General features: G+C 71.5%; 18 protein-coding genes, 1 tRNA gene and 2 pseudogenes. 10 read left to right on the forward strand and 11 right to left on the reverse strand.

Features of this window, described 5'->3' with window-relative positions:
• Positions 1-55: 55 nt before the first annotated feature.
• The 3 genes from ACF1AK_RS06220 to ACF1AK_RS06230 all read right to left on the reverse strand — a co-directional run bounded on the left by ACF1AK_RS06220 (position 56) and on the right by ACF1AK_RS06230 (position 1,650).
• Entirely contained in the window at positions 56-934 is an 879-nt protein-coding gene (locus tag ACF1AK_RS06220; RefSeq protein WP_391497587.1) for an NUDIX hydrolase, read from the reverse strand.
• A gap of 90 nt (positions 935-1,024) precedes the next feature.
• Positions 1,025-1,495, reverse strand: a complete 471-nt coding sequence (locus tag ACF1AK_RS06225) for a RidA family protein (protein ID WP_344338870.1) — start codon at positions 1,493-1,495, stop codon at positions 1,025-1,027.
• Entirely contained in the window at positions 1,492-1,650 is a 159-nt protein-coding gene (locus ACF1AK_RS06230; protein WP_350541473.1) for a DUF4177 domain-containing protein, read from the reverse strand. The genes ACF1AK_RS06225 and ACF1AK_RS06230 overlap by 4 nt, the downstream gene beginning before the upstream one ends.
• Positions 1,651-1,873: 223 nt before the next feature.
• On the opposite strand from ACF1AK_RS06230, the gene ACF1AK_RS06235 reads away from it, so the two are divergent.
• Both ACF1AK_RS06235 and ACF1AK_RS06240 read left to right on the forward strand, forming a co-directional pair.
• Positions 1,874-2,956 (forward strand): ArsA-related P-loop ATPase, encoded by a 1,083-nt coding sequence (locus ACF1AK_RS06235; RefSeq protein ID WP_391497588.1) that lies wholly within the window; start codon positions 1,874-1,876, stop codon positions 2,954-2,956.
• Positions 2,957-3,006: 50 nt separating this feature from the next.
• Positions 3,007-4,191: an ArsA family ATPase gene (locus tag ACF1AK_RS06240; RefSeq protein WP_391498031.1), complete on the forward strand. Its 1,185-nt coding sequence runs from the start codon at positions 3,007-3,009 to the stop codon at positions 4,189-4,191.
• Between the two features lie 193 nt (positions 4,192-4,384).
• Here ACF1AK_RS06240 and ACF1AK_RS06245 read toward each other — a convergent pair whose 3' ends face one another.
• Positions 4,385-4,708: a WhiB family transcriptional regulator gene (locus ACF1AK_RS06245; protein ID WP_344338874.1), complete on the reverse strand. Its 324-nt coding sequence runs from the start codon at positions 4,706-4,708 to the stop codon at positions 4,385-4,387.
• A 423-nt stretch (positions 4,709-5,131) separates the two neighbouring features.
• Between ACF1AK_RS06245 and ACF1AK_RS06250 the strand changes: the two genes are divergently transcribed.
• Entirely contained in the window at positions 5,132-7,477 is a 2,346-nt protein-coding gene (locus ACF1AK_RS06250) for a transglycosylase domain-containing protein (RefSeq protein ID WP_391497589.1), read from the forward strand.
• A 92-nt stretch (positions 7,478-7,569) separates the two neighbouring features.
• Here ACF1AK_RS06250 and ACF1AK_RS06255 read toward each other — a convergent pair whose 3' ends face one another.
• Complete coding sequence (locus tag ACF1AK_RS06255; RefSeq protein ID WP_391497590.1) at positions 7,570-8,025, reverse strand: GatB/YqeY domain-containing protein; 456 nt, start codon at positions 8,023-8,025, stop codon at positions 7,570-7,572.
• A gap of 115 nt (positions 8,026-8,140) precedes the next feature.
• Between ACF1AK_RS06255 and ACF1AK_RS06260 the strand changes: the two genes are divergently transcribed.
• From ACF1AK_RS06260 to ACF1AK_RS06270, 3 genes are all read left to right on the forward strand, one after another.
• Positions 8,141-8,755: a CGNR zinc finger domain-containing protein gene (locus ACF1AK_RS06260; RefSeq protein ID WP_391497591.1), complete on the forward strand. Its 615-nt coding sequence runs from the start codon at positions 8,141-8,143 to the stop codon at positions 8,753-8,755.
• A 66-nt stretch (positions 8,756-8,821) separates the two neighbouring features.
• Positions 8,822-9,766, forward strand: a complete 945-nt coding sequence (locus ACF1AK_RS06265) for a metallophosphoesterase (protein WP_391497592.1) — start codon at positions 8,822-8,824, stop codon at positions 9,764-9,766.
• Between the two features lie 101 nt (positions 9,767-9,867).
• Positions 9,868-9,941, forward strand: a tRNA-Pro gene (locus ACF1AK_RS06270).
• Positions 9,942-10,009: 68 nt separating this feature from the next.
• Here ACF1AK_RS06270 and xerC read toward each other — a convergent pair.
• The 3 genes and pseudogenes from xerC to ACF1AK_RS06285 all read right to left on the reverse strand — a co-directional run.
• Positions 10,010-11,175: pseudogene (xerC, locus tag ACF1AK_RS06275) on the reverse strand (tyrosine recombinase XerC).
• Between the two features lie 2 nt (positions 11,176-11,177).
• Entirely contained in the window at positions 11,178-11,375 is a 198-nt protein-coding gene (locus ACF1AK_RS06280; protein WP_391497593.1) for a helix-turn-helix domain-containing protein, read from the reverse strand.
• Positions 11,368-12,180 (reverse strand): annotated as a pseudogene (locus tag ACF1AK_RS06285) (replication initiator); the annotation flags it as partial. The gene ACF1AK_RS06280 and the pseudogene ACF1AK_RS06285, both read right to left, overlap by 8 nt.
• A gap of 583 nt (positions 12,181-12,763) precedes the next feature.
• On the opposite strand from ACF1AK_RS06285, the gene ACF1AK_RS06290 reads away from it, so the two are divergent.
• Positions 12,764-13,816, forward strand: coding sequence for a DNA-methyltransferase (locus tag ACF1AK_RS06290; protein WP_391498032.1), 1,053 nt, complete (start codon positions 12,764-12,766; stop codon positions 13,814-13,816).
• Positions 13,817-13,873: 57 nt separating this feature from the next.
• Here the strand turns inward: ACF1AK_RS06290 and ACF1AK_RS06295 are convergent, their stop codons facing one another.
• Positions 13,874-14,557 (reverse strand): hypothetical protein, encoded by a 684-nt coding sequence (locus ACF1AK_RS06295; RefSeq protein WP_391497594.1) that lies wholly within the window; start codon positions 14,555-14,557, stop codon positions 13,874-13,876.
• Between the two features lie 392 nt (positions 14,558-14,949).
• Positions 14,950-15,807, reverse strand: coding sequence for a LysR family transcriptional regulator (locus ACF1AK_RS06300; protein WP_391497595.1), 858 nt, complete (start codon positions 15,805-15,807; stop codon positions 14,950-14,952).
• Between the two features lie 128 nt (positions 15,808-15,935).
• Here ACF1AK_RS06300 and ACF1AK_RS06305 point away from each other — a divergent pair, with 128 nt between their 5' ends.
• Entirely contained in the window at positions 15,936-17,273 is a 1,338-nt protein-coding gene (locus tag ACF1AK_RS06305; RefSeq protein ID WP_391497596.1) for an MFS transporter, read from the forward strand.
• An 81-nt stretch (positions 17,274-17,354) separates the two neighbouring features.
• Here ACF1AK_RS06305 and ACF1AK_RS06310 read toward each other — a convergent pair whose 3' ends face one another.
• Positions 17,355-18,470, reverse strand: a complete 1,116-nt coding sequence (locus ACF1AK_RS06310; RefSeq protein WP_391497597.1) for an AfsA-related hotdog domain-containing protein — start codon at positions 18,468-18,470, stop codon at positions 17,355-17,357.
• A 137-nt stretch (positions 18,471-18,607) separates the two neighbouring features.
• Here ACF1AK_RS06310 and ACF1AK_RS06315 point away from each other — a divergent pair, with 137 nt between their 5' ends.
• The gene (locus ACF1AK_RS06315) at positions 18,608-19,225 is read left to right on the forward strand and encodes a ScbR family autoregulator-binding transcription factor (RefSeq protein WP_391497598.1); all 618 of its coding nucleotides are present in this window, start codon (positions 18,608-18,610) and stop codon (positions 19,223-19,225) included.
• Positions 19,222-20,337 (forward strand): NAD-dependent epimerase/dehydratase family protein, encoded by a 1,116-nt coding sequence (locus ACF1AK_RS06320; protein ID WP_391497599.1) that lies wholly within the window; start codon positions 19,222-19,224, stop codon positions 20,335-20,337. The genes ACF1AK_RS06315 and ACF1AK_RS06320 overlap by 4 nt, the downstream gene beginning before the upstream one ends.
• The last annotated feature ends 75 nt before the right edge of the window (positions 20,338-20,412 follow it).

Below are 20,412 nucleotides of genomic sequence, written 5' to 3' on the forward strand. Positions count from 1 at the left end.
GAAGAAGAAGGGGAACGGGCATGAGCGGGTGGTGCGGGCGAGGAGGAGCGCGGCGTCAGCCGACGCGTTCCTCGGGAAAGGTGCCGTCGATGGTCAGTTCGTCGTACCCCGGCCAGCGGACGGTCAGCCGCTCGCCGCGCACCTCCGCGCGGCCGAGCACCGGCTCCAGCGAGCGGCCGGCCGCCGCCGCCAGCGCCTCGGCGGCGCTGCGCACCGGCAGCAGTTCGCGCAGCACGGTGACGGTGGGCGGCAGCATGCCGAACCGGCCCTCCTGGTGGCCGCGGACGGCCTCGGCCGGAGTGAGCCAGGCGACCCGGTCGGCCTCGCCGACCTCCAGGGCGGCGTCCTGCCCGGGCGGCAGGGCGGCGACGAAGAACCAGGTGTCGTAGCGGCGCTCCTCGAACGCCGGGGTGATCCAGCGCGCCCAGCCGGCCAGCAGGTCGCTGCGCAGCAGCAGGCCGTGTTCGCGCAGGAAGCCGGCGAAGGAGAGTTCGTGGGCCTCCAGCGCGGCGCGCTCGGCGCTCCAGTCGCGGGGCTCGGCGACGCTGCCGGCGTCCGGGCCGGCCAGCAGGACACCGGCCTCCTCGAAGGTCTCGCGGACCGCGGCGCAGACCACCGCCTGCGCGGTCGCCGGGTCCACGCCGAGCCGCTCGGCCCAGGCCCGCGGACCGGGACCGGCCCAGCCGATCTCCGCCTCGGCGTCCCGCCGGTCCACCCCGCCGCCCGGGTAGGCGTACATCCCGGCGGCGAACGCCATCGAGGTGCGGCGGCGCAGCAGGTACGCCTCGGGCCCCCCGCCCGCGGCCGTGTCCCTGAGCAGCACCACGGTGGCGGACGGCTTCGGCACGGGCGGGGTCAGCTCGCCCGCGTCGGCCGCCCGGATCCGGGCAGGCCAGCCGGGCGGCATCGGGAGCGTCCTTGCTCGCTGGTCCATGCCCGGATGCTAAGCGCCCGGGGGCGGGGTTGGACAGGGGTGATCCGTTGTCCTTCCCCGCCCCGGCGGGTCCTCGCGTCCGGGTGGGGCTCAGGCTCCGGCGCGGACGCGGACCTGCAGCTCGACCTCGACCGGGGCGTCCAGCGGCAGCACCGTGACGCCGACCGCGCTGCGGGCGTGCACACCGGCCTCGCCGAGCACCTTGCCGAGCAGCTCGCTGGTGCCGTTGATCACGCCGGGCTGGCCGGTGAAGTCGGGGGCGGAGGCGACGAAGCCGACCACCTTGACGACCTGCTCGACCAGGTCGAGGTCGCCGATCACCGACTTGACGGCGGCCAGCGCGTTCAGCGCGCAGATCTGCGCGAGCTCCTTGGCCTCCTCGGGGGTGACCTCGGCGCCGACCTTGCCGGTGTTCGGCAGCTTGCCGCCCACCATCGGCAGCTGGCCGGAGGTGAAGACGAACTCACCCGTGCGCACCGCGGGCACGTAGGCGGCGACCGGGGCGGCCACCGGCGGCAGGGTCAGACCCAGCTCGGCGAGCTTCTCCTCGACCTTGCTCATGCCTGCTTCTCCCGCTTGAAGTAGGCCACCAGCTGCTCCGGGTTCGGGCCCGGTACGACCTGGACGAGCTCCCAGCCGTCCTCGCCGAAGTTGTCCAGGATCTGCTTCGTGGCGTGCACGAGCAGGGGTGCCGTCATGTATTCCCACTTGGTCATGGCCAGACTCTAGACGCTCCGTCCCGGCGGACCGGCACGGTCCGCGCCCCGGCGTGGACCGTGCCCGCGCCCCGGCGCGCTCGGGCGTGTGAGGTGGCCCACAAAGCGGGCATGATTCAGGTCCGGCCCCCGGGGTACTCCCGGCATCCGGCGCGGTCCCTGGTTACCCTCGCGGGAGGGCACCCGCGAGGTGCCGGCCCTCGGAGACGGACGGAGACGGAGCGTGGCACGCACCCCCGGCCAGGCGGCCCGGCGCGATCCCGACTGGGAGGGCGTGCGGTTGCACGTGGTCAGCGGCAAGGGCGGAACCGGGAAGACCACGGTGGCCGCAGCGCTGGCGCTGGCGCTCGCCGCCCAGGGCCACCGGACGCTGCTGATCGAGGTGGAGGGCCGGCAGGGCATCGCCGAACTGTTCGGCATAGCGGCGCTGCCCTACGAGGAGCGCCGGATCGCCTCGGTCACCCCGGCCCAGCTCGGCCTGCCGGCCCAGGACGGCGCCGCGGCGGCGGGCGGCGAGGTGCACGCGCTGGCCATCGACACCGAGCAGGCACTCCTTGAGTACCTCGACATGTTCTACAAGCTCGGCCGGGCCGGGAAGGCGCTGCAGAAGGTCGGCTTCGTCGACTTCGCGACCACCATCGCCCCTGGCGTCCGGGACGTGCTGCTGACCGGCAAGGCCTGCGAGGCCGCCCGCCGCAAGGGCCCGGACGGGCGGCGCCGGTACGACGCGGTGGTGATGGACGCGCCGCCGACCGGGCGGATCACCCGGTTCCTGAACGTCAACTCCGAGGTGGCGGGCCTGGCCCGGATCGGCCCGATCCACAGCCAGGCGCAGGCCGTGATGCGGGTGCTGAAGTCGGCGGAGACCGCCGTGCACCTGGTCACCCTGCTGGAGGAGATGCCGGTCCAGGAGACCGTGGACGGCTTCGCCGAGCTGCACGAGGCGGGGCTGCCGGTGGGCGGGGTGCTGGTCAACATGGTCCGGCCGCCGGTGCTGGACGCGGCGGCGGTGGCCGCGGTGGACGGCGACCACCGCGAGGAGGTCGCGCTGGCCCTCGGCGAGGCCGGGCTCGGCGGGCGCTCGCGCAAGCCGGAGACCGTCCGGGCGGCGGTCGAGCCGCTGCTCGACCCGCTGCTGGACCAGGCCAGGGAGCACGCCGAGCGGGTGGAGCTGGAGCGCGCGCGGCGCGCCGACCTGCAGCAGCTGAAGCTCCCGACGTACGAACTTCCGCTGCTGGGCGGGGGCGTGGACCTCGGCGGGCTCTACCGGCTGGCGGGCGAACTGAAGCGTCAGGGGGCAGCGTGAGCGGGCGGAACAGCGGGAGCAGCGGGGCGAACGGCGGCGCGGGCGGCGGTGTGAACGGCGTCGCGGGCGGCGGGGCGAACGGTGACGACGGCAGCCGGCTCGCCGTGGACGGGCTGATCGACGACCCGAAGACCCGGATCATCGTCTGCTGCGGCTCCGGTGGCGTCGGCAAGACCACCACCGCGGCGGCCATCGGCCTGCGGGCCGCCGAGCGCGGCCGCAAGGTCGTCGTACTGACCATCGACCCGGCCCGCCGGCTGGCGCAGTCGATGGGGCTGACCGAGCTCGACAACACCCCGCGGATCGTCAAGGGCGTGAGCGGCGAGGGCGAGCTGCAGGCCATGATGCTCGACATGAAGCGGACCTTCGACGAGGTCGTGCTCGCCCACGCCGAGCCCGAGCGGGCCCGCGCGATCATGGAGAACCCCTTCTACCAGTCCCTGTCGGCCGGCTTCGCGGGCACCCAGGAGTACATGGCGATGGAGAAGCTCGGCCAGCTGCGGGCGGCCGAGGAGTGGGACCTCATCGTCGTCGACACCCCGCCCTCGCGCTCCGCGCTGGACTTCCTGGACGCCCCGAACCGGCTCGGGTCCTTCCTGGACGGCAAGGTGATCCGGATCCTGACCGCGCCGGCCAAGGTCGGCGGCCGGTCCGCGATGAAGTTCCTGAACGCCGGGATGGGCCTGTTCACCGGCACCCTCGGCAAGATCTTCGGCGCCCAGCTGCTGACCGACGTGCAGACCTTCGTCAGCGCGATGGACTCGATGTTCGGCGGCTTCCGCGAGCGCGCGGACCGCACGTACCAGCTGCTCCAGGCGCCGGGCACGGCGTTCCTGGTGGTGGCCGCGCCGGAGCGGGACGCGCTGCGCGAGGCGGCGTACTTCGTGGACCGGCTGGCCGCCGACCGGATGCCGCTGGCCGGGCTGGTGCTCAACCGGGTGCACGGGACGGGCGCGCCGCAACTCACCGCCGAACGGGCGCTGGCCGCCGCCGAGGCCCTGGAGGAGAACGGCGCGGAGCACGCCTCGCCGGAGGCCGAGCTGCTCGCGGCCGGGCTGCTGCGGCTGCACGCCGAGCGGATGCAGGTGATGGTGCGCGAGCGCCGGACCCGCGACCGCTTCGTCGCGGTCTACCCGGACGTGCCGATCGTCGAGGTGGCCGCGCTGCCCGGGGACGTCCACGACCTGGAGGGACTGCGGGCGATCGGCGAACGGCTCAGCGGCTCCACCGGCTGACGCCGGCCCCGGACGCCGGTCCGGCCCGGGCCCCCCAGCCCGGGCCGACCGACCGTCCTGTTGCTGCTGCCACGGCGGTTCTCTCGCGAGCCGCCTGCTCTCCGGCGGCCCGACCGTTCTCCGGCGGCCCGACCGTCCGCTGCGGCGTCGGTCCGCGGACGTCGTGCCGGCCCGCGGTGACCGCCCCGGGGGCTCAGCCCGCCTGGGCGTAGTCCGTCAGTATCACGCCGGTGGCCAGCGAGGCCTCGTACTCGGTGCGCGCCGTCTCCAGCAGCCGGCGCCACGAGATCACGGTCGGCCGGCGGCGCAGCAGCGCCCGGCGCTCGCGCTCGGTCATCCCGCCCCAGACCCCGAACTCCACCCGGTTGTCCAGCGCGTCCGCCAGGCATTCCGTGCGCACCGGGCACCCGCTGCACACCGCCTTGGCGCGGTTCTGCGCCGCCCCCTGGACGAACAGTTCGTCCGGATCGCTCGTGCGGCAGGCGGCCTGCGCACTCCAGTCGTCTACCCAGCCCATGCCGGCGCCGTCCTCTCCCGAATCGAGGCTCCCCCACGGCGGCAACGGCATATTCACCGTTGCCAGTTGAGGACGTTACGGAAGAACGACAGGTTGCAACAGCCCCTTCGGGCTCAATCTCGAATGACCCAATTGGACTATGGGTGGCGATCAGCTCACTCGTTGGAGTGATCGCAGGTCGCAAGCCTTGCCGACCCGACGGGCGCCACTCTCGCCACGCGGTTCGTCACTCAGCGCTACCGGACACAGCGGTGCAGCGGGCGACAGCTGCCTCAAAAGCACACCAGGGGCGGGCAATTCGGGCAATTCTCATCACTCACAAGAGTGATCGATGCTGACGCAGCGAAGCTGTCGCAAGCTTGTGACAAGCGTAGGCGAACACCTGCCCCGGTGTATGGCATTCGGCAACGTAGGGTTCTCCTCATGGCACCGAAGCTCCCCCAGGCATCCCCGCCCCCCGGCAACACCGGAGCTCCGCGCGGCAAGCGCCGCGGGTCACCGCTGGACTACGCGGGACACGGAGTGAAGTTCCTGGGGGTCAGCGTGCTCTCCGGCGTCCTGCTCGCCGGCATGGCCCTGCCCGCCGTCGGCGCGCTCGGGCTGACCGCCAAGAACACGGCGGAGGGCTTCTCCAACATCTCGGACGACTTCAAGACCCCGCCGCTCACCCAGGCGACCCAGATCTTCGACGCCAAGGGCGGCCTGATCGCCAAGGTGTACGAGCGCGACCGCACCGTCCTCACCGCCGACCAGATGTCGCCGTACATGCGGCAGGCCCAGGTCGACATCGAGGACGCCCGCTTCTACGAGCACGGCGCCGTCGACCTCAAGGGCGTGCTCCGCGCGATCAGCAAGAACGCGGAGAGCGGCACCGCCTCCCAGGGCGCCTCGACGCTCACCCAGCAGTACGTGAAGAACGTCAACGTCGAGAAGGCCGGCGACGACCAGGCCGCCGTCCTGGAGGCCCAGCGCAAGACCCTGGGCCGCAAGATCCAGGAGCTGAAGGTCGCGATCAAGCTGGAGGAGGACCTGACCAAGGACCAGATCCTCACCAACTACCTCAACATCACCTTCTACGGCCACCAGGCGTACGGCATCGAGGCCGCCTCCCAGCGCTACTTCAGCAAGTCCAACAAGGACCTCACCATCGCCGAGGCCGCCACCCTGGCCGGCCTGGTGCAGAACCCCTCGCAGTACGACCCGGTGCGCTTCCCGGACAACGCGGTGAAGCGGCGCAACGTCGTGATCGACAAGATGGTCGAGAACAAGCACGTCACCCCGGAGCAGGCCAAGGAGGCCAAGGCCGCTCCGCTGGGCCTGAAGTACAAGGACCCGCAGAACGGCTGCATCACCGCCCAGGCGGGCATGGGCTTCTTCTGCGACTACGTCCGGCACGTGGTCAAGCAGGACCCGGTGTTCGGCAAGAACGCCGCCGAGCGCAAGAAGTTCTGGGACCAGGGCGGCCTGAACATCTACACCACCCTCGACCCGGACAAGCAGGCCGCCGCCCAGGCCGCCGTCACCACCAAGGTCAAGGTGACCGACCCGGTCTCGGCCGCCGCGACCATGATGGAGCCGGGCACCGGCAAGATCCTGGCGATGGCCCAGACCCGCCCGTACGGCCTGGAGCCGGCCAAGAACCAGACCGTCGTCAACCTCAACGTCGACGCGGCGATGGGCGGCGGCAACGGCTTCCAGCCCGGCTCGACGTTCAAGCCGATCATCGCCGCGGCCGCCCTGGAGAACGGCATGCCGCCCACCAAGGCGTACCCGTCCGAGAACCGCATCGAGTGGCCGACGATGAAGACCTGCGAAGGCACCTGGAAGAACACCGAGCGGGGCGACAAGCGCTACGTCCCGAACGAGAGCAAGAGCGAGGTCGGCCCCTACGAGCTGAAGCAGGCGATGGCCCTCTCGGTCAACACCTACTTCGTCCAGATGGAGCAGGAGATGGGGCTCTGCCCCGTCAAGCAGATGCTCGACAAGCTGGGCATCACCGCCACCGCCTCCGGTGACAAGATCGACGTCGTGCCCTCGATCACCCTGGGCACCAAGGAGATGTCGCCGCTGACCATGGCAAACGTCTACGCGACCTTCGCCGCCCGCGGCAAGCACTGCACGCCGATCGCGATCAACAAGATCACCACCGTCGACGGCAAGGACGTCAAGGTCCCGCAGACCAGCTGCACCCAGGCCTTCTCCGAGCAGACCGCCGACGCGATGAACACCGTCCTGCTCAACGTGACCGAGAAGGGCACGGGCGCCACCCTCGGCCTGGAGGACGGCCGCCAGATCGCCGGCAAGACCGGTACCACCGACAAGAAGAAGGCCGCCTGGTTCAGCGGCTACACCCCGCAGCTCGCGACCGCGGTCTGGATCGGCGGCCCGACCGGCGGCGTCGAGATGAAGAACATGAAGATCGGCGACACCTACTACGGCTCCGACGGCGTCTTCGGCGCCACCGGTCCCGGCCCGATCTGGAAGATGGCCATGGACGGCGCGCTGAAGGGCTCGCCCAAGGAGAACTTCCAGACCGTCGACATCCCGGACCCGGCCCCCAAGCCGGACCCGAACGCCACCGCCCCGGCCAGCCCGCCGGCCGACCCGAACGCGGGCGGCAACCCGCCGCCGGCCCAGAACCCCGCCGTCCCCGGCACCAACGCGGGCGGTGTGATCGGCGGCGGCTTCACCTTCCCGCCGGGCGTCATCGGCGGCGGTGACGGGAACGGCAACGGGAACGGCAACGGCAACGGGCACGGCCGCCACTGAGCGGACGTCCGCCGGACGACGAGGGGCGCCCCCCGAGCTGATCGCTCGGGGGGCGCCCCTCTTTCCGTAGGACCGGCCGGCTCCCGGCGGGCTCAGCCGGCGAGCGCGGACTTCACCGCGGCGGCCACCCGGCCGCCCTCGGCCAGGCCCTCGACCTTCGGCCGCACCAGCTTCATCACGGCGCCCATGCCCTGCGGCCCGCTCGCCCCGCTCTCCGCGACGGCCGCGGCCACGATCGCCGCCAGCTCCTCGTCGGACAGCTGCTTGGGCAGGTACCCGGCCAGCAGCTCGCCCTCGGCCCGCTCCCGGGCGGCCTGCTCGGCCCGGCCGGCGGTGTCGAAGGCCTCGGCGGCCTCCCGGCGCTTCTTCGCCTCCCGGCCGATCACCTTGAGCACGTCGGCGTCGGAGAGCTCGCGCTTCGCCTTGCCCGCCACCTCCTCGCTGGTGACGGCCGCCAGCGTGAGCCGGATGGTGGACGAGCGCAGCTCGTCCCGGTCCCTGATGGCAGCCGTGAGGTCCTCCTGCAGCTGCTCCTTGAGCGTGGTCATGGCCCCGAGTCTCCCACCTGCGACGTTCCGCCGCCCACCATTAACCGTGCCGCTCCCGTCACCCGGCCTCCCCCGCGCCCTCCCCGCACCCGGTCTCCCCCTTTAAAGTGGTTACATGACCGACGAGCGAGCCCCCGGCCTGGTCCTGCACTCCCCCGGCGGAACGCGGTTCCACTTCGACCCCGGCACGCTCTGCCTGGAGCTGCTGCCCACCGGCGGCCCCGGCCCGTACGCCCGCTACGAGGTGCTCCACCGGCCGTCCGACCTGGCCGACTGGGCCGGGCGGTCCCGGCTCGCCCTGCCGCCCGGCGCCGTCCGGATCACCGACGGCCAGCTGACCGCCGTCCGCGCCCTGCGGGACGCCCTCTGGCGGCTCACCGCGGCCCGCGCCACCCCCGGCCCGGCCGCCGGGGACCCCGCCGACTACGCCGTGCTCAACCGGGCCGCCGCCCTGCCCCCGCTCGCCCCGCAGATTGCCCCGGACGGCACCCCGGCGCCGCCCCTGCCCGGCGACGGCGACCAGCTCGCCTCCGCCGTCGCCCGCGACGCCATCGCCCTGTTCACCGGCCCCCACGCGGACCGGGTCCGCGAGTGCGGCGCCGACGACTGCCGGCTGCTCTTCGTCGACACCTCGCGGCCCGGGCGGCGGCGCTGGTGCTCGATGGAGCGCTGCGGCAACCGCCACAAGGTCCGGGCCCTGCGCGCCCGGCGCGGACAGCCCGAGGAGTGACCCCGCGCGTCCCCCTGTGAGCACCGGCAGTTCACCTGCTGATCCGCCGTCTGAGAGCATGGAACGATGCGACCGCTGTACTCCGTTCCCCTCGGAATCGCCGCCACCGGCGCCGCCTGCCTCGCCTACTCCGCCGGGTACGAGGTCCGTTCCTTCCGCCTCCGGCGCGTCGAGGTTCCGGTCCTCCCCCGGGGCGCCCGCCCCCTCCGGGTACTGCAGGTCTCCGACATCCACATGGTGAGCAACCAGGCCAAGAAGCAGCGCTGGCTCCAGAGCCTCGCCGGCCTGCGCCCCGACCTGGTGGTCAACACCGGCGACAACCTCTCCGACCCGCTCGGAGTCCCGGCCGTCCTGGACTCGCTCGGGCCGCTGATGGAGTTCCCCGGCGTCTACGTCTTCGGGTCCAACGACTACTACGGCCCGGCCCGCAAGAACCCGGCCCGCTACCTCCAGGCCATGCGCAGCGGCGTCCACGGCATGAACAACCCCGACGGCACCGCCGCCCGCGGCATCTCCGGAGCCGTCCACAACCCGTGGGAGAAGCTGCGCGACGGCTTCGACGCGGCCGGCTGGCTCGACCTCACCAACACCCGGGGCCGCCTGACCGTCGGCGGCCTCGACCTGGAGTTCACCGGCCTGGACGACCCGCACATCCGCCGCGACCGCTACAGCGAGGTCACCGGCGGCCCCTCCGCCGACGCCGACCTCTCCCTCGCCGTCGTGCACGCCCCCTACCTGCGCGTCCTCGACGCCTTCGCGGCCGACCGCTACCCGCTGATCCTCGCCGGCCACACCCACGGCGGCCAGCTCTGCATCCCCTTCTACGGCGCCCTGGTCACCAACTGCGACCTCGACGCCAAGCGGGTCAAGGGCCTCTCCACCCACCAGGCCGGCGGCAGCCGCTCCTACCTCCACGTCTCGGCCGGCTGCGGCACCAACCGCTACACCCCCGTCCGCTTCGCCTGCCCCCCCGAGGCCACCCTCCTCACCCTCACCCCGGCCCCCCGCTGACCCTCCCACCCCGCTCGCCGAGATACCGGATTTCGTCTCTCGGCGAGCGTCCGGTAGAGTTCTACTCGTCGCGAAGGAGACGGAGCGACAAACAGAAAGACCGGGGTGTGGCGCAGCTTGGTAGCGCGCTTCGTTCGGGACGAAGAGGCCGTGGGTTCAAATCCCGCCACCCCGACCCAGTCCAGAGGGCCTATCGGAGAAATCCGGTAGGCCCTCTGGCGTTGTGCGTGTCCAACTGAGTGACTAAGCCTCAGGGTGCTCGGCGAACAGGTCATCCATGACCGTGGCGCCCGTCTGGATCACTGGACGGATCTGGTGGCGGTAGACCTCTTCGGTGACCGCCGTACTGGAGTGGCCGACCAGGCGGGAGATCTCTTCCAGGGGCACGCCGCTGTCCGAGAGCAGGGACACGAAGCTGTGGCGTAGCTCACGAGGGGTCCAGTCGGCGGCGTTGATCCCTTCCGCCGTGCCGATGGCGGCCCGGAACGCCCGGCGGACATGGACGGGTCCAGCTCGGTGCCGACGGCCGAATGGAAGACCAGGTTGTTCTCCTCCCACTTGTCCCCGGCGGCGAGCCGGTCCCAGCCCTGATCCACCCAGTGGTCCCAGAGCGCTTCGACGCAGCGGGCCGGCAGCGCGACCGTCCGGCGGGACTTCCGGGTCTTGGTATCGCCCGACGCACGGACCGAGCGCCACACCGCCATGTGCGGCGGGACCGGCGGCGTGGCCGCGGGCTGACCCTTGAGGAAGACGTGATCCCAGGTGAGCGCGCGAAGCTCCTCCGTCCGGGCGCCGGTGAGGAGGGAAACGACGATGTAGGCATGCATCGAGGTCTTCTCGGCCGCCTTCAGGACCGCCTCAGCCTGAGCGAAGGTCAGCGACTTCGACGGCCGGCCCGGCTGTCCGGTGGGGACGGAGCAGAGCTCGACGACGTTGCGCTTGACCTTGTCCCGCGCCATGGCGCGTTTGACGGCCCGGTTCAGGCAGGAGTGGAGGGCCTGGAGGGTGCGGGTACTGAGGATCTTCGCCTTGTCCGCCAGCCAGCGGTCCACGTCCTCCGCGCTGAGGTCCCGGAGCTTGCGAGCGCCGAGAGCCGGGATGACGTGGTTGAGGCAGAGGATCTTGCTGGTCTCCAGGGTCTTCTCGTCCCGGCCGGCGAGGCCGAAGGCGAGCCAGTCGTTCACCGCGTTCGCCACCGTGTAGTTCGTGGGCGCGATGGCCAAGCCGTCCTCGAAGTCCCGCAGGACCTCTTTGAGCTTGTTCTTCGCCTCGGTCTTGGTCTTGCCGCTCCCGCGCTTGGTGATGCGCTTGCCGCTCGGGTCGAAGCCGAGGTTGGCCGTCGCGATCCAGCGCTGTCGATTCTCGTCCCAGTGAAGGCCACCGTCTCCCCTGCTGCGGCGCTTGGTCAACGTCAGCCCCTCGCTTCGCGCTCCAGCAGCGCGACGTAGTCGGCGATGGCCGAGGCGGGTATGCGGCGCGAACGGCCCTCTTTGACCGTCCGGAGGCGGCCGGTGCGGATGAGGTCGTAGATCACCGTCCGGCTCAGGTTGAGGACTTCCACGGCGTCCGCCACCCGGTAGAGGGCGGGTCTGGTCATCACGTCAGCCACGAGTGGGTTCTCCTTCCGTACGGGGTGCGGGTTGGATGGCGGCGGCGAGCCACTGTTCACCACGGGTGAGGCCGAGGCCGGCGAAGACCCAGTGGGCGAGAACGAGTGTGGTGTCGGCGGCGGCCGGGGCGTCGGGGCCGTGCAGGCGTTCGAGGGTCTGGGCACGGCGCCAGGCGATGCGCGCGTCGCGAAGGGCGCCCAGGGTCGTGGAATACCTGCGGGTCTTGGTGGAGAAGTGGCCCCGGAAGCCGAGCATGTGGGCCCAGGCGCGAAGGCGGAGGTCTGCGAGTTCGGGCCGGGCGCCGAGGTTCCAGCAGGTGCGGATGAGCCGGCGGGCGTGTTCGGGGATGTCGTGCTGGGCGATCTCGGCGAGCAGGCGCACGGGGCGGTCGAGCGTACCGGTGGCGGTCTCGGCGCCCTTGGTGGCGTACTTGGCGATGTAGGCGGCGACGGCGCGATCTGTGATCTGGGCGGCGCCGGTGAAGTCGGAGCCGCGGATGGTGCGGACGTCGAGCTGGCGGCCGAAGGCGAAGCGGAGCTGTCGGCCGTCGAGGTCCGGACCGGGAATGTCGGTGCGGCGGGCGGCCGCGCGGATGGCGTCGGTCAGCAGCTCGGCGGAGGCCCAGGAAGGCGGGGGCGTGTCACCGCCCTCGGGGCCGTCGAGGCGTATGACGGCGTGGAAGTGGATGGCGCCGCGTTTCTGGTACTCGGCGACCTTGCCGAACGAGATGCGGGCGAAGTCCTTGAACTCCCGCTGCGTCAGTCCGGCGCGCTTGGCAACTTCCCGGCGGAGCGGGACCGTGTAGGCGGCGGTGGGCTTGCGGTGCGCCAACGCGCGGCGCGATGTCGCTGCTGTCTTACAGCCCGCTCCCGGCGGCGGCCCGACCGCGCACCGTGGCCAGTCGGCAGATTGGGACGTACGACCAGAACCCGCTGGCGGCGCAGAACATAGGCTCCGCCCCGAACCCCGGCCCTCTCTCGCAGGTGACCGAGGGGCGGGTGCACGGGTGCGGCTCCATGGTCGTGATGGTGGTCGGGTCGCGGGTGGTGCTGGGCCTCAGCCGTACCAGGTGAGAAGGGGAGCCACAGGGAATCGCCGTGAACACCAAGGAGCATCGATCCACAGCTGCGCTCATGCCTCACGTCGGCGCCCACGCCTAGGTTGCTTCAGGCAGCAGGGCACTCTACCTGGCCTTAGGAACAGTCAGCTCCACATGTCAGTGGGCTGTGGCACCGTGGGATGGCAACAGGGAGCGGTGCATCAGGGCGTAGATGTGTTGGAAGAACCTCAATCGGCCGCGCACACCACTCGTAACCCACCAACCTCGCCTACACTGAGGCGCCTGAGCAGCGAACGACCCCGGCGGAAGATGGCCCCAGTGAACGACATGCAAACACAAGACCTAGATCGAATTCACCTGGGCGACTGCCTGACCTGGCTGCGAGGCCTCCAAAGTGAGAGCGTCGACACCATCATCTCGTCGCCGCCGTACAACATTGGCAAGTCCTACGAGTCGCGAGCCGAGCTTTCAAGCTACTTGGAAATTCAGCGACAGGTGCTGGGTGAGTGCGCGCGCATCCTTAAGCCAACCGGCTCAATCTTTTGGCAGGTCGGTGTTTACGCAGATCGAGGCGTCCACATTCCACTGGATGTTCGGTTCTTTCCAATCCTGGAAGATTTCAACCTAATCCCACGCAACCGCATTGTTTGGGTTCGCCCCCACGGCCTGCATGCAAAGAATAAGTTTTCGGCGCGCCACGAGACCATTCTCTGGTTCTCCAAGAGCGACGATTACAAGTTCAACTTGGACGAAATTCGCGTCCCCCAGAAGTATCAGAATAAAAAGTCATGGCGGGGTGACAACAAGGGTGAACTGACCTGCAATCCGCTCGGAAAGAATCCTGGCGACATCTGGCTCTTCCAGAATGTGAAGCATAATCACGAGGAACAGACTATCCATCCGGCGCAATTTCCGGAAGATATGGTCACGCGCATGCTTCTTGCGACCACCAAGCCGGGCGATGTGGTTCTCGACCCCTACATGGGGACGGGAACTGTGGCAGTTGTTGCGCGGGACCATGACCGACGATACATGGGGGCGGAGCTCGATCCTCAGTACCATGCGATTGCTCTTCAAAGAATCGCTGGCACTCCAGACGAAAACGGCACCTTCCCTAACCTGAAGACCCTTCGCGACTATGCTGACCGAACCGGCCAGCCTGCCGAGAATTTCCGCTTCCAAGTCCAGGTTGGAAAGGCCCCAACCTCGCGCGGCAAGTCGAGGCGCTTCGACGAGCAGCACCACCTGGAGGAACTCGAAAAGCGCCTCGCCATAGAGGAGGGTGCGTTCGGCGAACGCCTGCGAGGGATCTCAGATGGACTCCCTAGCCTTCCTGCACAACCCAGCAAGAACACCAAAAACCCCAGCCTATTCGATTAGTCTACAAAAAGAGGCCGGCCGCCGATATGGGAGCCACCCTTCTCCTTGTAGGGATAATCACCTCAAAGCTATCCGCGCAATAGGATAGGCAGCCCTCGAACGTCGAGTCCATGAAACCGAAAAGTCGCGCGAAGTACTGCCCAAGACGACCCTCGACCTGTGGTCCGGGTAAGTATTCCAATCAGCAGTGATTGACGTCTCCCCAACCGGGACATTCAACCCTACAAGACGGATTGCAATATCCAGGTCTAGGGCTTCGGAAACAATCCTAACTTGAGCGCGCGCCTGCTCAAAGTACAAGGTGCTCTGCGATGCAGGCAAACAGCCGCTCTTCGTAACAATAATGAGGGCTTCCGGCGGGCTGGTCAACCCGGTCAGCCGCAAAGAATTTCGAGCCGCAACTTGGCTGCGGATAATATTATTCCAAAGGAACGGATAGTTGGAAAACTGCCACTCGACAAGCGTGGCATGCTTCCCTGCGTCCCAATCAGCCCCGAAAGCCGACTTTAGATCGACAGGAACGGGAACCTTCTCCCAACCGAGCAATGAAGCGCTATTAGTGAGAATCCTATTCGTGGCCTTTGGGTCGAAGTTCGGCTCTCCGACGATCCCATCTTGACCGCTCGGCTGGAGCTGGAGGCGCAGCTCATGGAGGATGGATTCAATTTCTAGCCAATCTCCTTTCCCTGCGCCACCGAAGTACTCTGCGGCATTCGAAAAGTCGGCAACCTCAAAGTCCATTGCGCGATCCCGCCCCTAAGTTGATCAACAGTGGGGTGATACTACAAGAGATGCATGGTGGAGGTGAGACGTTTGAGCTAGAGGCAGAGCAGTCCCACGCTCGGCGGGCAGTCAGTAGCGGTGAGCGTCTAACTGTGCTATGCGGGACCTTCGCTCGGCGAACAGCTACGGACGCTCAGGACCGTTCAGGCAGGTCAGTGGCGCTCCCCGCCGAGGCTGGATGGGTGCCCATATTGCTTCGCGACGAAGAGGCCGTGGGTTCAAATCCCGCCACCCTGACCCAGTACAGGGACCCTGCCGAAGCAATCCGCGCAGAGGCGGGAAGCCGGTGGTTGCGGCGGGGGTGGGGCGTCGGGCGGGTGCAGGGGGCGGGTGGGTGGTCGGAGTGGGTGTCAGTGGGGGCTGGCGGCGGCGTAGAGGGCGTCGCGGACGGCGGGGAGGGCTTCGCGGTCGGCGCGCCAGACCAGGCGGAGGTGGAGCGGGGGGACCGGGGTGGCGGGGGTGAGGCGGCGCAGGGTGCCGGTGGCGAGCTGGTCGCGGACGGCGAACTCGGGGAGCAGGGCCATGCCGAGGCCGCGTTCGGCGCAGGCGCGGGTGGTGGCCACGCCGCCGGTGTGGACGCGTTCGACCTCGGGGCCGAAGAGGCGGTCGGCGGCGAGGCGGAAGGAGCAGGCGGAGGCGTTCACCAGCAGGCTCTGACCCGTGGCGGGGGATCCGGGGGCGGCGACCAGGGCGAGCGGGACGTCCTCCAGGTCGAGGTGGGCGAGGGGGACCGGCGGCAGGGCGAAGCCGAGTTCGCCGAGCGGACCGGCGGTGTCCAGGAGGAGCGCGGCGTCCACGCTCCCGGCGGCGACCCCGTGCAGCAGGCCGTCCCGGGCCGCGTCGGTGTGCAGGGCGACGTCGAGGTCCGGGTGCCGTTCGGCGAGCCGGGCGAGGATCCGGGGCGCGTGGGTGGCGGCGACCGTCTCCAGGGCGCCGAGCCGCAGCACCGGGCGGGTGCCGGCGACCTCGCGGCGGGCCTGCTCGGCCTGGTCCAGCAGGCGGCGGGCCCAGGGCAGCAGACGGTGGCCGGCCCGGGTCGGCGTCATGCCGCGCGGTGAGCGCTCGAACAGCGCGGTGCCCAGCGAGCGTTCCAGGGTGCGCAGTTGCTCGGAGACGGAGGAGGGCGCGAGGCCCAGCGCGACGGCCGCGTCGGTGACGGTGCGGTGGACGACGACCGCCTCGAAGGTGCGGAGCTGTCTGAGTTCCATGCGCGGTCCGTCCCCCTGGTGTCCGACGCGGGAGTCCAGGGTACGGCCCGCCGCGTTCGGGTTGCCCGAACGCGGGGTCCGGGGCGGGCGGTGGAGCGCGGGGCGGCCGGGGCCGCAGGGTGGGCGGCATGCCGAAGGGACACGAGGGACGGGGCCGCGCGCTCGCCGGGATCGCGATGGGGTACTTCGCGGTGCTGCTGGACACCACCGTGCTGTCGGTGGCCGAGCCCGATCTCGCGGCTTCGCTGGGGAGTTCGACGGCCGGGCTGCAGTGGGTGGTGACCGGGTACAGCGTGGCGTTCGGGGCGGTGCTGCTGTCCGGCGGCGCGATCGCCGACCGGTACGGCGCGCACCGCGCGTTCCGCTGGGGGATCGCGGCGTTCGGCGCGGGTTCGCTGCTCAGCGCGCTCGCGCCGGGCCTGCCGGCCCTGGTGGCGCTGCGGGCGTTGCTGGGGATCGCGGCGGCGGCCGCGGTGCCGGCGAGCATGGCGATGATCGCCCGGCTCCACCCGGACGCGGCCGAGCGGGCCCGGGCGGTCGCGGTGTGGGCGGCCGTCAGCGGCTGCGCGATGGCCTTCGGGCCGGTGGCGGGCGGGGTGCTGGTCGGCCTGGGCGGCTGGCGGGCGGTGTTCTGGGCGAATGTGCCGCTGACCGCGCTGGTGCTGGCACTCACCGCGGGCCGGGTGGTGCGCTGCCCGGGCGGCGGGCCGCCGGTCGACTGGTGGACGCAGCTCGCGGCCTGCGCGACGCTGGCGGCGGCCACCGACGCGCTGATCGGGGCCGGCGCGGGGGCGTGGGCGCGGGCCGGCTGGTCGGGCGGGGCGGCGCTGTTCGCCGGAGCGGTCTTCGTCCGGCGTGAACGGCGCAGCCGCGCCCCGGTGTTGCGGGCGGACGTGGTGCGGGCACCCGGGATGCGGCGGGTGCTGCTGGCCGGGGCGGCGGCGAACTTCGCCCTGCTGGGGCTGTTGTTCCTGCTGCCGCTGCTGCTGCGGGACGGGTGGGGGCTGTCCCCGGTGGCGGCCGGGGCGGCGTTCCTGCCGATGACCCTGCCGCCGGGGTTCAACCCGCTGCTGACCGGGCGGATCGTCGCCCGGACCGGACCGTGGCGGCCCGCCGTGGGCGGGTTGGCGCTGCTGGCGGGCGGGTGCCTGGTGACCGCGGCCTCGGTGGCGGCCGGGGCGCCGTACCCACTGCTGGCGGTGGGGCTGCTGGGCGCGGGGTCCGGGGTGTCGTTCGCGCTGCCGGCCCTGGTGACGGCGGTGGTGTCGACGGCGCCGGAGGGGGCGGCGGGCACGGCCGGCGGGCTGCTGAACGCCGGCCGGCAGGTGGGGGCCACGCTCGGGGTGGCGGTGCTGGGGGCCTTCGCGGGCTCCCCGGGCCGGGCGGGGGCGGCGCTGCTGCTGCCGGCGCTCGCGTGCGCGGCGGCGGGGCTGCTGCTCGCCCGGAGGACGGCCCGGCAGGCGTGAACGAGGGGAGGACGGGCCCGCCGACGGGAAGGACCGGCGGGCCCGCGCGGGTGCGGGGACGGCACTCCCCCACCCGCACCGTCAGTCCGTGGTGAGCGGCGCCACGGTGACGATGATCGAACAGGACGGGTCGCCCGCGCCCTGCTGGAGGATCACCCCGACGCGGTCCCGGCGGGCGGGGTCGCGCGGCAGCGGGGTCACCTCGACCAGACAGGACTCGTCCAGCTCGACGTAGCGGCCGAAGTCGCACTCCATGGCGACGGCCATCACCGGCGTCCGGTGGTGCAGCGCCTGCGCGGCCTGCCGGGCGGCGTCCAGCAGCAGCGAGCCGGGCACGTGGTCGACCGGGTGGTCGAAGTGGACCGGGTGGCGGGTGTCCACCCGCAGCTGCCAGCGCCGGGCGCGGTCGCCGGCGGAGAGCGCCACCTCGTGCGGCAGGGCGCGGCCGGCCCGGGCGGCCTGGATCGGGGCGGGCAGCGGGACGGCGCGGGCCATCATCTCGGCGGCGTCGCCCTTGTCGGCGCGCAGGCGGCGGTAGACGGCCGGGGTCTGGACGGTGAAGCGGCTCTGCGCGGTGGCGATCGGCACGCCGTCCCGGCTGACCACGTAGGCGAGCGTCAGCGCGGCCACCCGGTTGCCGCGGCGGACCACGTCCTGGCAGACGGCGTCGACCTGCACCTCGTCGTGCCCCTCGCCGGCCTGCCGGGCGCGGGCGGCGGGGTCCCCGGCGACGCGCTGCGGCGGGACGGTGCCGCTCTGCTGCGAGTCCGGGTCGCCCGCGTCGGCCCGCAGGCCGTCCGGGATCAGCGCGTAGCCGAAGTGGTCCCAGATCAGCTGGTGGCCGATCGGGACGTCGAACGCCACGTGCGAGAGCAGCGGGAACGTCTGACGGATCGTCTCCACCAGTAGCATCGGGTCGTGGTGACCGTCGCGGACGCCGTAGGCACGGTGGTCGCGCGGCCACCGCGCGGTGATCCGGTAGGAGTCCTCGGCGCGTTGCTCCCAGCCGGTCAGCAGCACCTCCTCGGCCGCCCGCTTGTGCACGTACTCCTTGGGTACGGCGACCGGCACCGTGACCGGCACGGCGGCCGTACCGGTGACCGCCGTGGTGGCGGCCGCGCCCGCGGCCTCCCCCTCGACGGGCCCGATCGCGTCGGCGTCGTTGGTCAGGATGGTGCTGTGGACTGTGCGAAACATGGATGCACTCCCCCAGAGTGGCCACAGGCTGGCGAAAGATCGGTGCTCCGGTGTGTACGCCGGGCGCCCCGGACCAATAACATAGAGGTCGTTCTTTTTGTTTGTCGAGGAGTTTGGAGCTACTCGTGGCGAGAGCCATGCAGGAGAGAGCCGTACGCACCCGCGAGACCATCCTGAAGGCCGCCGCGCAGATCTTCGACGAGTACGGCTACAGCGGGTCCAGCGTCAGCAAAATCATCAACCTGGCCGGGACGACCCAGGGGGCGATGTACTTCCACTTCAAGTCCAAGGAGGATCTCGCCAAGGCGGTCATGGACGAGCAGGCCTCCGACCTGGACCTGCCGGGGCAGCCGACGGGTCTGCGCCAGCTCGTGCGGATCACCCTCTACCTGGCCGACGAACTGCGGGAGAACGTGCTGCTGCGCGCCGGCGTCACCCTCGCCGTCGAGCAGGGGCAGCTCGGACTGCGCGACTTCACCCCGTACGAGATGTGGGCCGAACAGTTCCGCGCCGAGCTGGAGGCCGCCCGGCAGGCCGGTGAACTGCTCAACGACGTCGTGATCGAGGAGCTCGCGCAGGTCCTGGTCGCGGCGTACACCGGCTCGCAGGTCATGTCCCACCTGCGCACCGGGCGCGCCGACCTGCCGGAGCGGATCGTCCAGCTGTGGTGGTTCCTCCTGCCCGGCATCGCGCCCGCGCCGGTGGTCGCCGAGCTGCGCGCGTCCCTCCTGGAGCACGGGAAGCAGCCGGCATGACCGGGGCACGGAGGGCGACACGGGGGAACGAGCGGGAGAACGGGCGAGGGCCCGGCCGGGGACGGGGCGGCGGGCGGGCGGGCGCCGAGGGGCCCGTCGTCCTGCTGACCGGGGCGGGGGGCTTCATCGGCTCCGCCGTCCTGGCCGCACTGCGCGCGCTGCCCGGGGTCGGCGAGGTCCGGGCGCTCACCCGCTCGTCCGCGCCGGCCGGCACCGTTCCGGTCGCGGCGGACCTCGCCGACCCGGCGACGCTGCGCGGCGCGGCCGAGGGCGCCGAGGTGCTGATCCACCTCGCCTCGGTGGTGAGCGGCCCCGAGGAGGAGTGCGCCGCCGTCAATGTGCACGGCACCCGGGCGCTGCTGGCCGAGGCCGGACGGGCCGGGGTCGGCCGGATCGTCCACCTCTCTACGGCCGCGGTGTACGGGGCCGGTCCGCACCGCGGTATCGGCGTGGACGAGGTGGCGCCCGCGCCCGTCTCGGCGGCCAGCCGCACCCGGCTGACCGGTGAAGGGGCCGCCCTGGAGGCCGGGGCGGTGGTGCTGCGCGCACCGCTGGTGCTCGGCGCGGGCGACCGCTGGGTGGTGCCCTGCCTGGCGGACCTGCTCCGCCGGGTGCCGGCCCGCTGGGACGGCGGCGGGGCGCTGCTCTCGCTGGTCGCGGTGACGGACCTGGCCCGGCTGATCGCGGACCTCGCCGTCGCACCGGACCAGGCAGCCGTCCCGGCTGGGGTGCACGGGGTGCACCACGCCGGGCACCCCCGACCCGTCACCACCGCCGAGCTGTTGGCGGCGCTCGCCGACCACGGGGTGCTTCCGGCGGTGCCCGACGCGAACTGGCCGTGGGAGCGCTGCACCGCCGAACTCGGCCGGGTGCCCGGGGTGCACAGCGAGCGGCAGTTCGAACTGCTGGCCCGTCACCACTGGTACCGCAGCGAGGAGATCTGGCGGCTGACCGGCACCGACCCCGGGCCTGGCCCGCTGCACCGGCTCGCCGAGGCCGCGCCCTGGTACCGGTCGCACCTCGCCGGGGCGTCCGGCGGGGCCTCCTTCGGGGCGTCCGGCGGGGCCTCCGTCGGAGCGTCCTTCGAGGCGTCCGGCGGGGACCGGTCGTGAACGTCCTGAATGGCCCAACCTCCGTGCCTTTGCGGGCATTTGCAAAGGAAGTGCCAAAGCTGCCGGAGGATCCGG

The sequence above is a fragment of the Kitasatospora sp. NPDC015120 genome (assembly GCF_043080305.1).
Taxonomy (GTDB): Bacteria; Actinomycetota; Actinomycetes; order Streptomycetales; family Streptomycetaceae; genus Kitasatospora.

Excerpts from the sequence above, each read along its gene's own strand:
- ACF1AK_RS06220 (WP_391497587.1), bottom strand. The coding sequence starts at position 934 with ATGGACCAGCGAGCAAGGACGCTCCCGATGCCGCCCGGCTGGCCTGCC.
- ACF1AK_RS06225 (WP_344338870.1), bottom strand. The coding sequence starts at position 1,495 with ATGAGCAAGGTCGAGGAGAAGCTCGCCGAGCTGGGTCTGACCCTGCCG.
- ACF1AK_RS06230 (WP_350541473.1), bottom strand. The coding sequence starts at position 1,650 with ATGACCAAGTGGGAATACATGACGGCACCCCTGCTCGTGCACGCCACG.
- ACF1AK_RS06245 (WP_344338874.1), bottom strand. The coding sequence starts at position 4,708 with ATGGGCTGGGTAGACGACTGGAGTGCGCAGGCCGCCTGCCGCACGAGC.
- ACF1AK_RS06250 (WP_391497589.1), top strand. The coding sequence starts at position 5,132 with ATGGCACCGAAGCTCCCCCAGGCATCCCCGCCCCCCGGCAACACCGGA.
- ACF1AK_RS06255 (WP_391497590.1), bottom strand. The coding sequence starts at position 8,025 with ATGACCACGCTCAAGGAGCAGCTGCAGGAGGACCTCACGGCTGCCATC.
- ACF1AK_RS06260 (WP_391497591.1), top strand. The coding sequence starts at position 8,141 with ATGACCGACGAGCGAGCCCCCGGCCTGGTCCTGCACTCCCCCGGCGGA.
- ACF1AK_RS06265 (WP_391497592.1), top strand. The coding sequence starts at position 8,822 with ATGCGACCGCTGTACTCCGTTCCCCTCGGAATCGCCGCCACCGGCGCC.
- ACF1AK_RS06290 (WP_391498032.1), top strand. The coding sequence starts at position 12,764 with ATGCAAACACAAGACCTAGATCGAATTCACCTGGGCGACTGCCTGACC.
- ACF1AK_RS06295 (WP_391497594.1), bottom strand. The coding sequence starts at position 14,557 with ATGGACTTTGAGGTTGCCGACTTTTCGAATGCCGCAGAGTACTTCGGT.
- ACF1AK_RS06300 (WP_391497595.1), bottom strand. The coding sequence starts at position 15,807 with ATGGAACTCAGACAGCTCCGCACCTTCGAGGCGGTCGTCGTCCACCGC.
- ACF1AK_RS06305 (WP_391497596.1), top strand. The coding sequence starts at position 15,936 with ATGCCGAAGGGACACGAGGGACGGGGCCGCGCGCTCGCCGGGATCGCG.
- ACF1AK_RS06310 (WP_391497597.1), bottom strand. The coding sequence starts at position 18,470 with ATGTTTCGCACAGTCCACAGCACCATCCTGACCAACGACGCCGACGCG.
- ACF1AK_RS06315 (WP_391497598.1), top strand. The coding sequence starts at position 18,608 with ATGCAGGAGAGAGCCGTACGCACCCGCGAGACCATCCTGAAGGCCGCC.
- ACF1AK_RS06320 (WP_391497599.1), top strand. The coding sequence starts at position 19,222 with ATGACCGGGGCACGGAGGGCGACACGGGGGAACGAGCGGGAGAACGGG.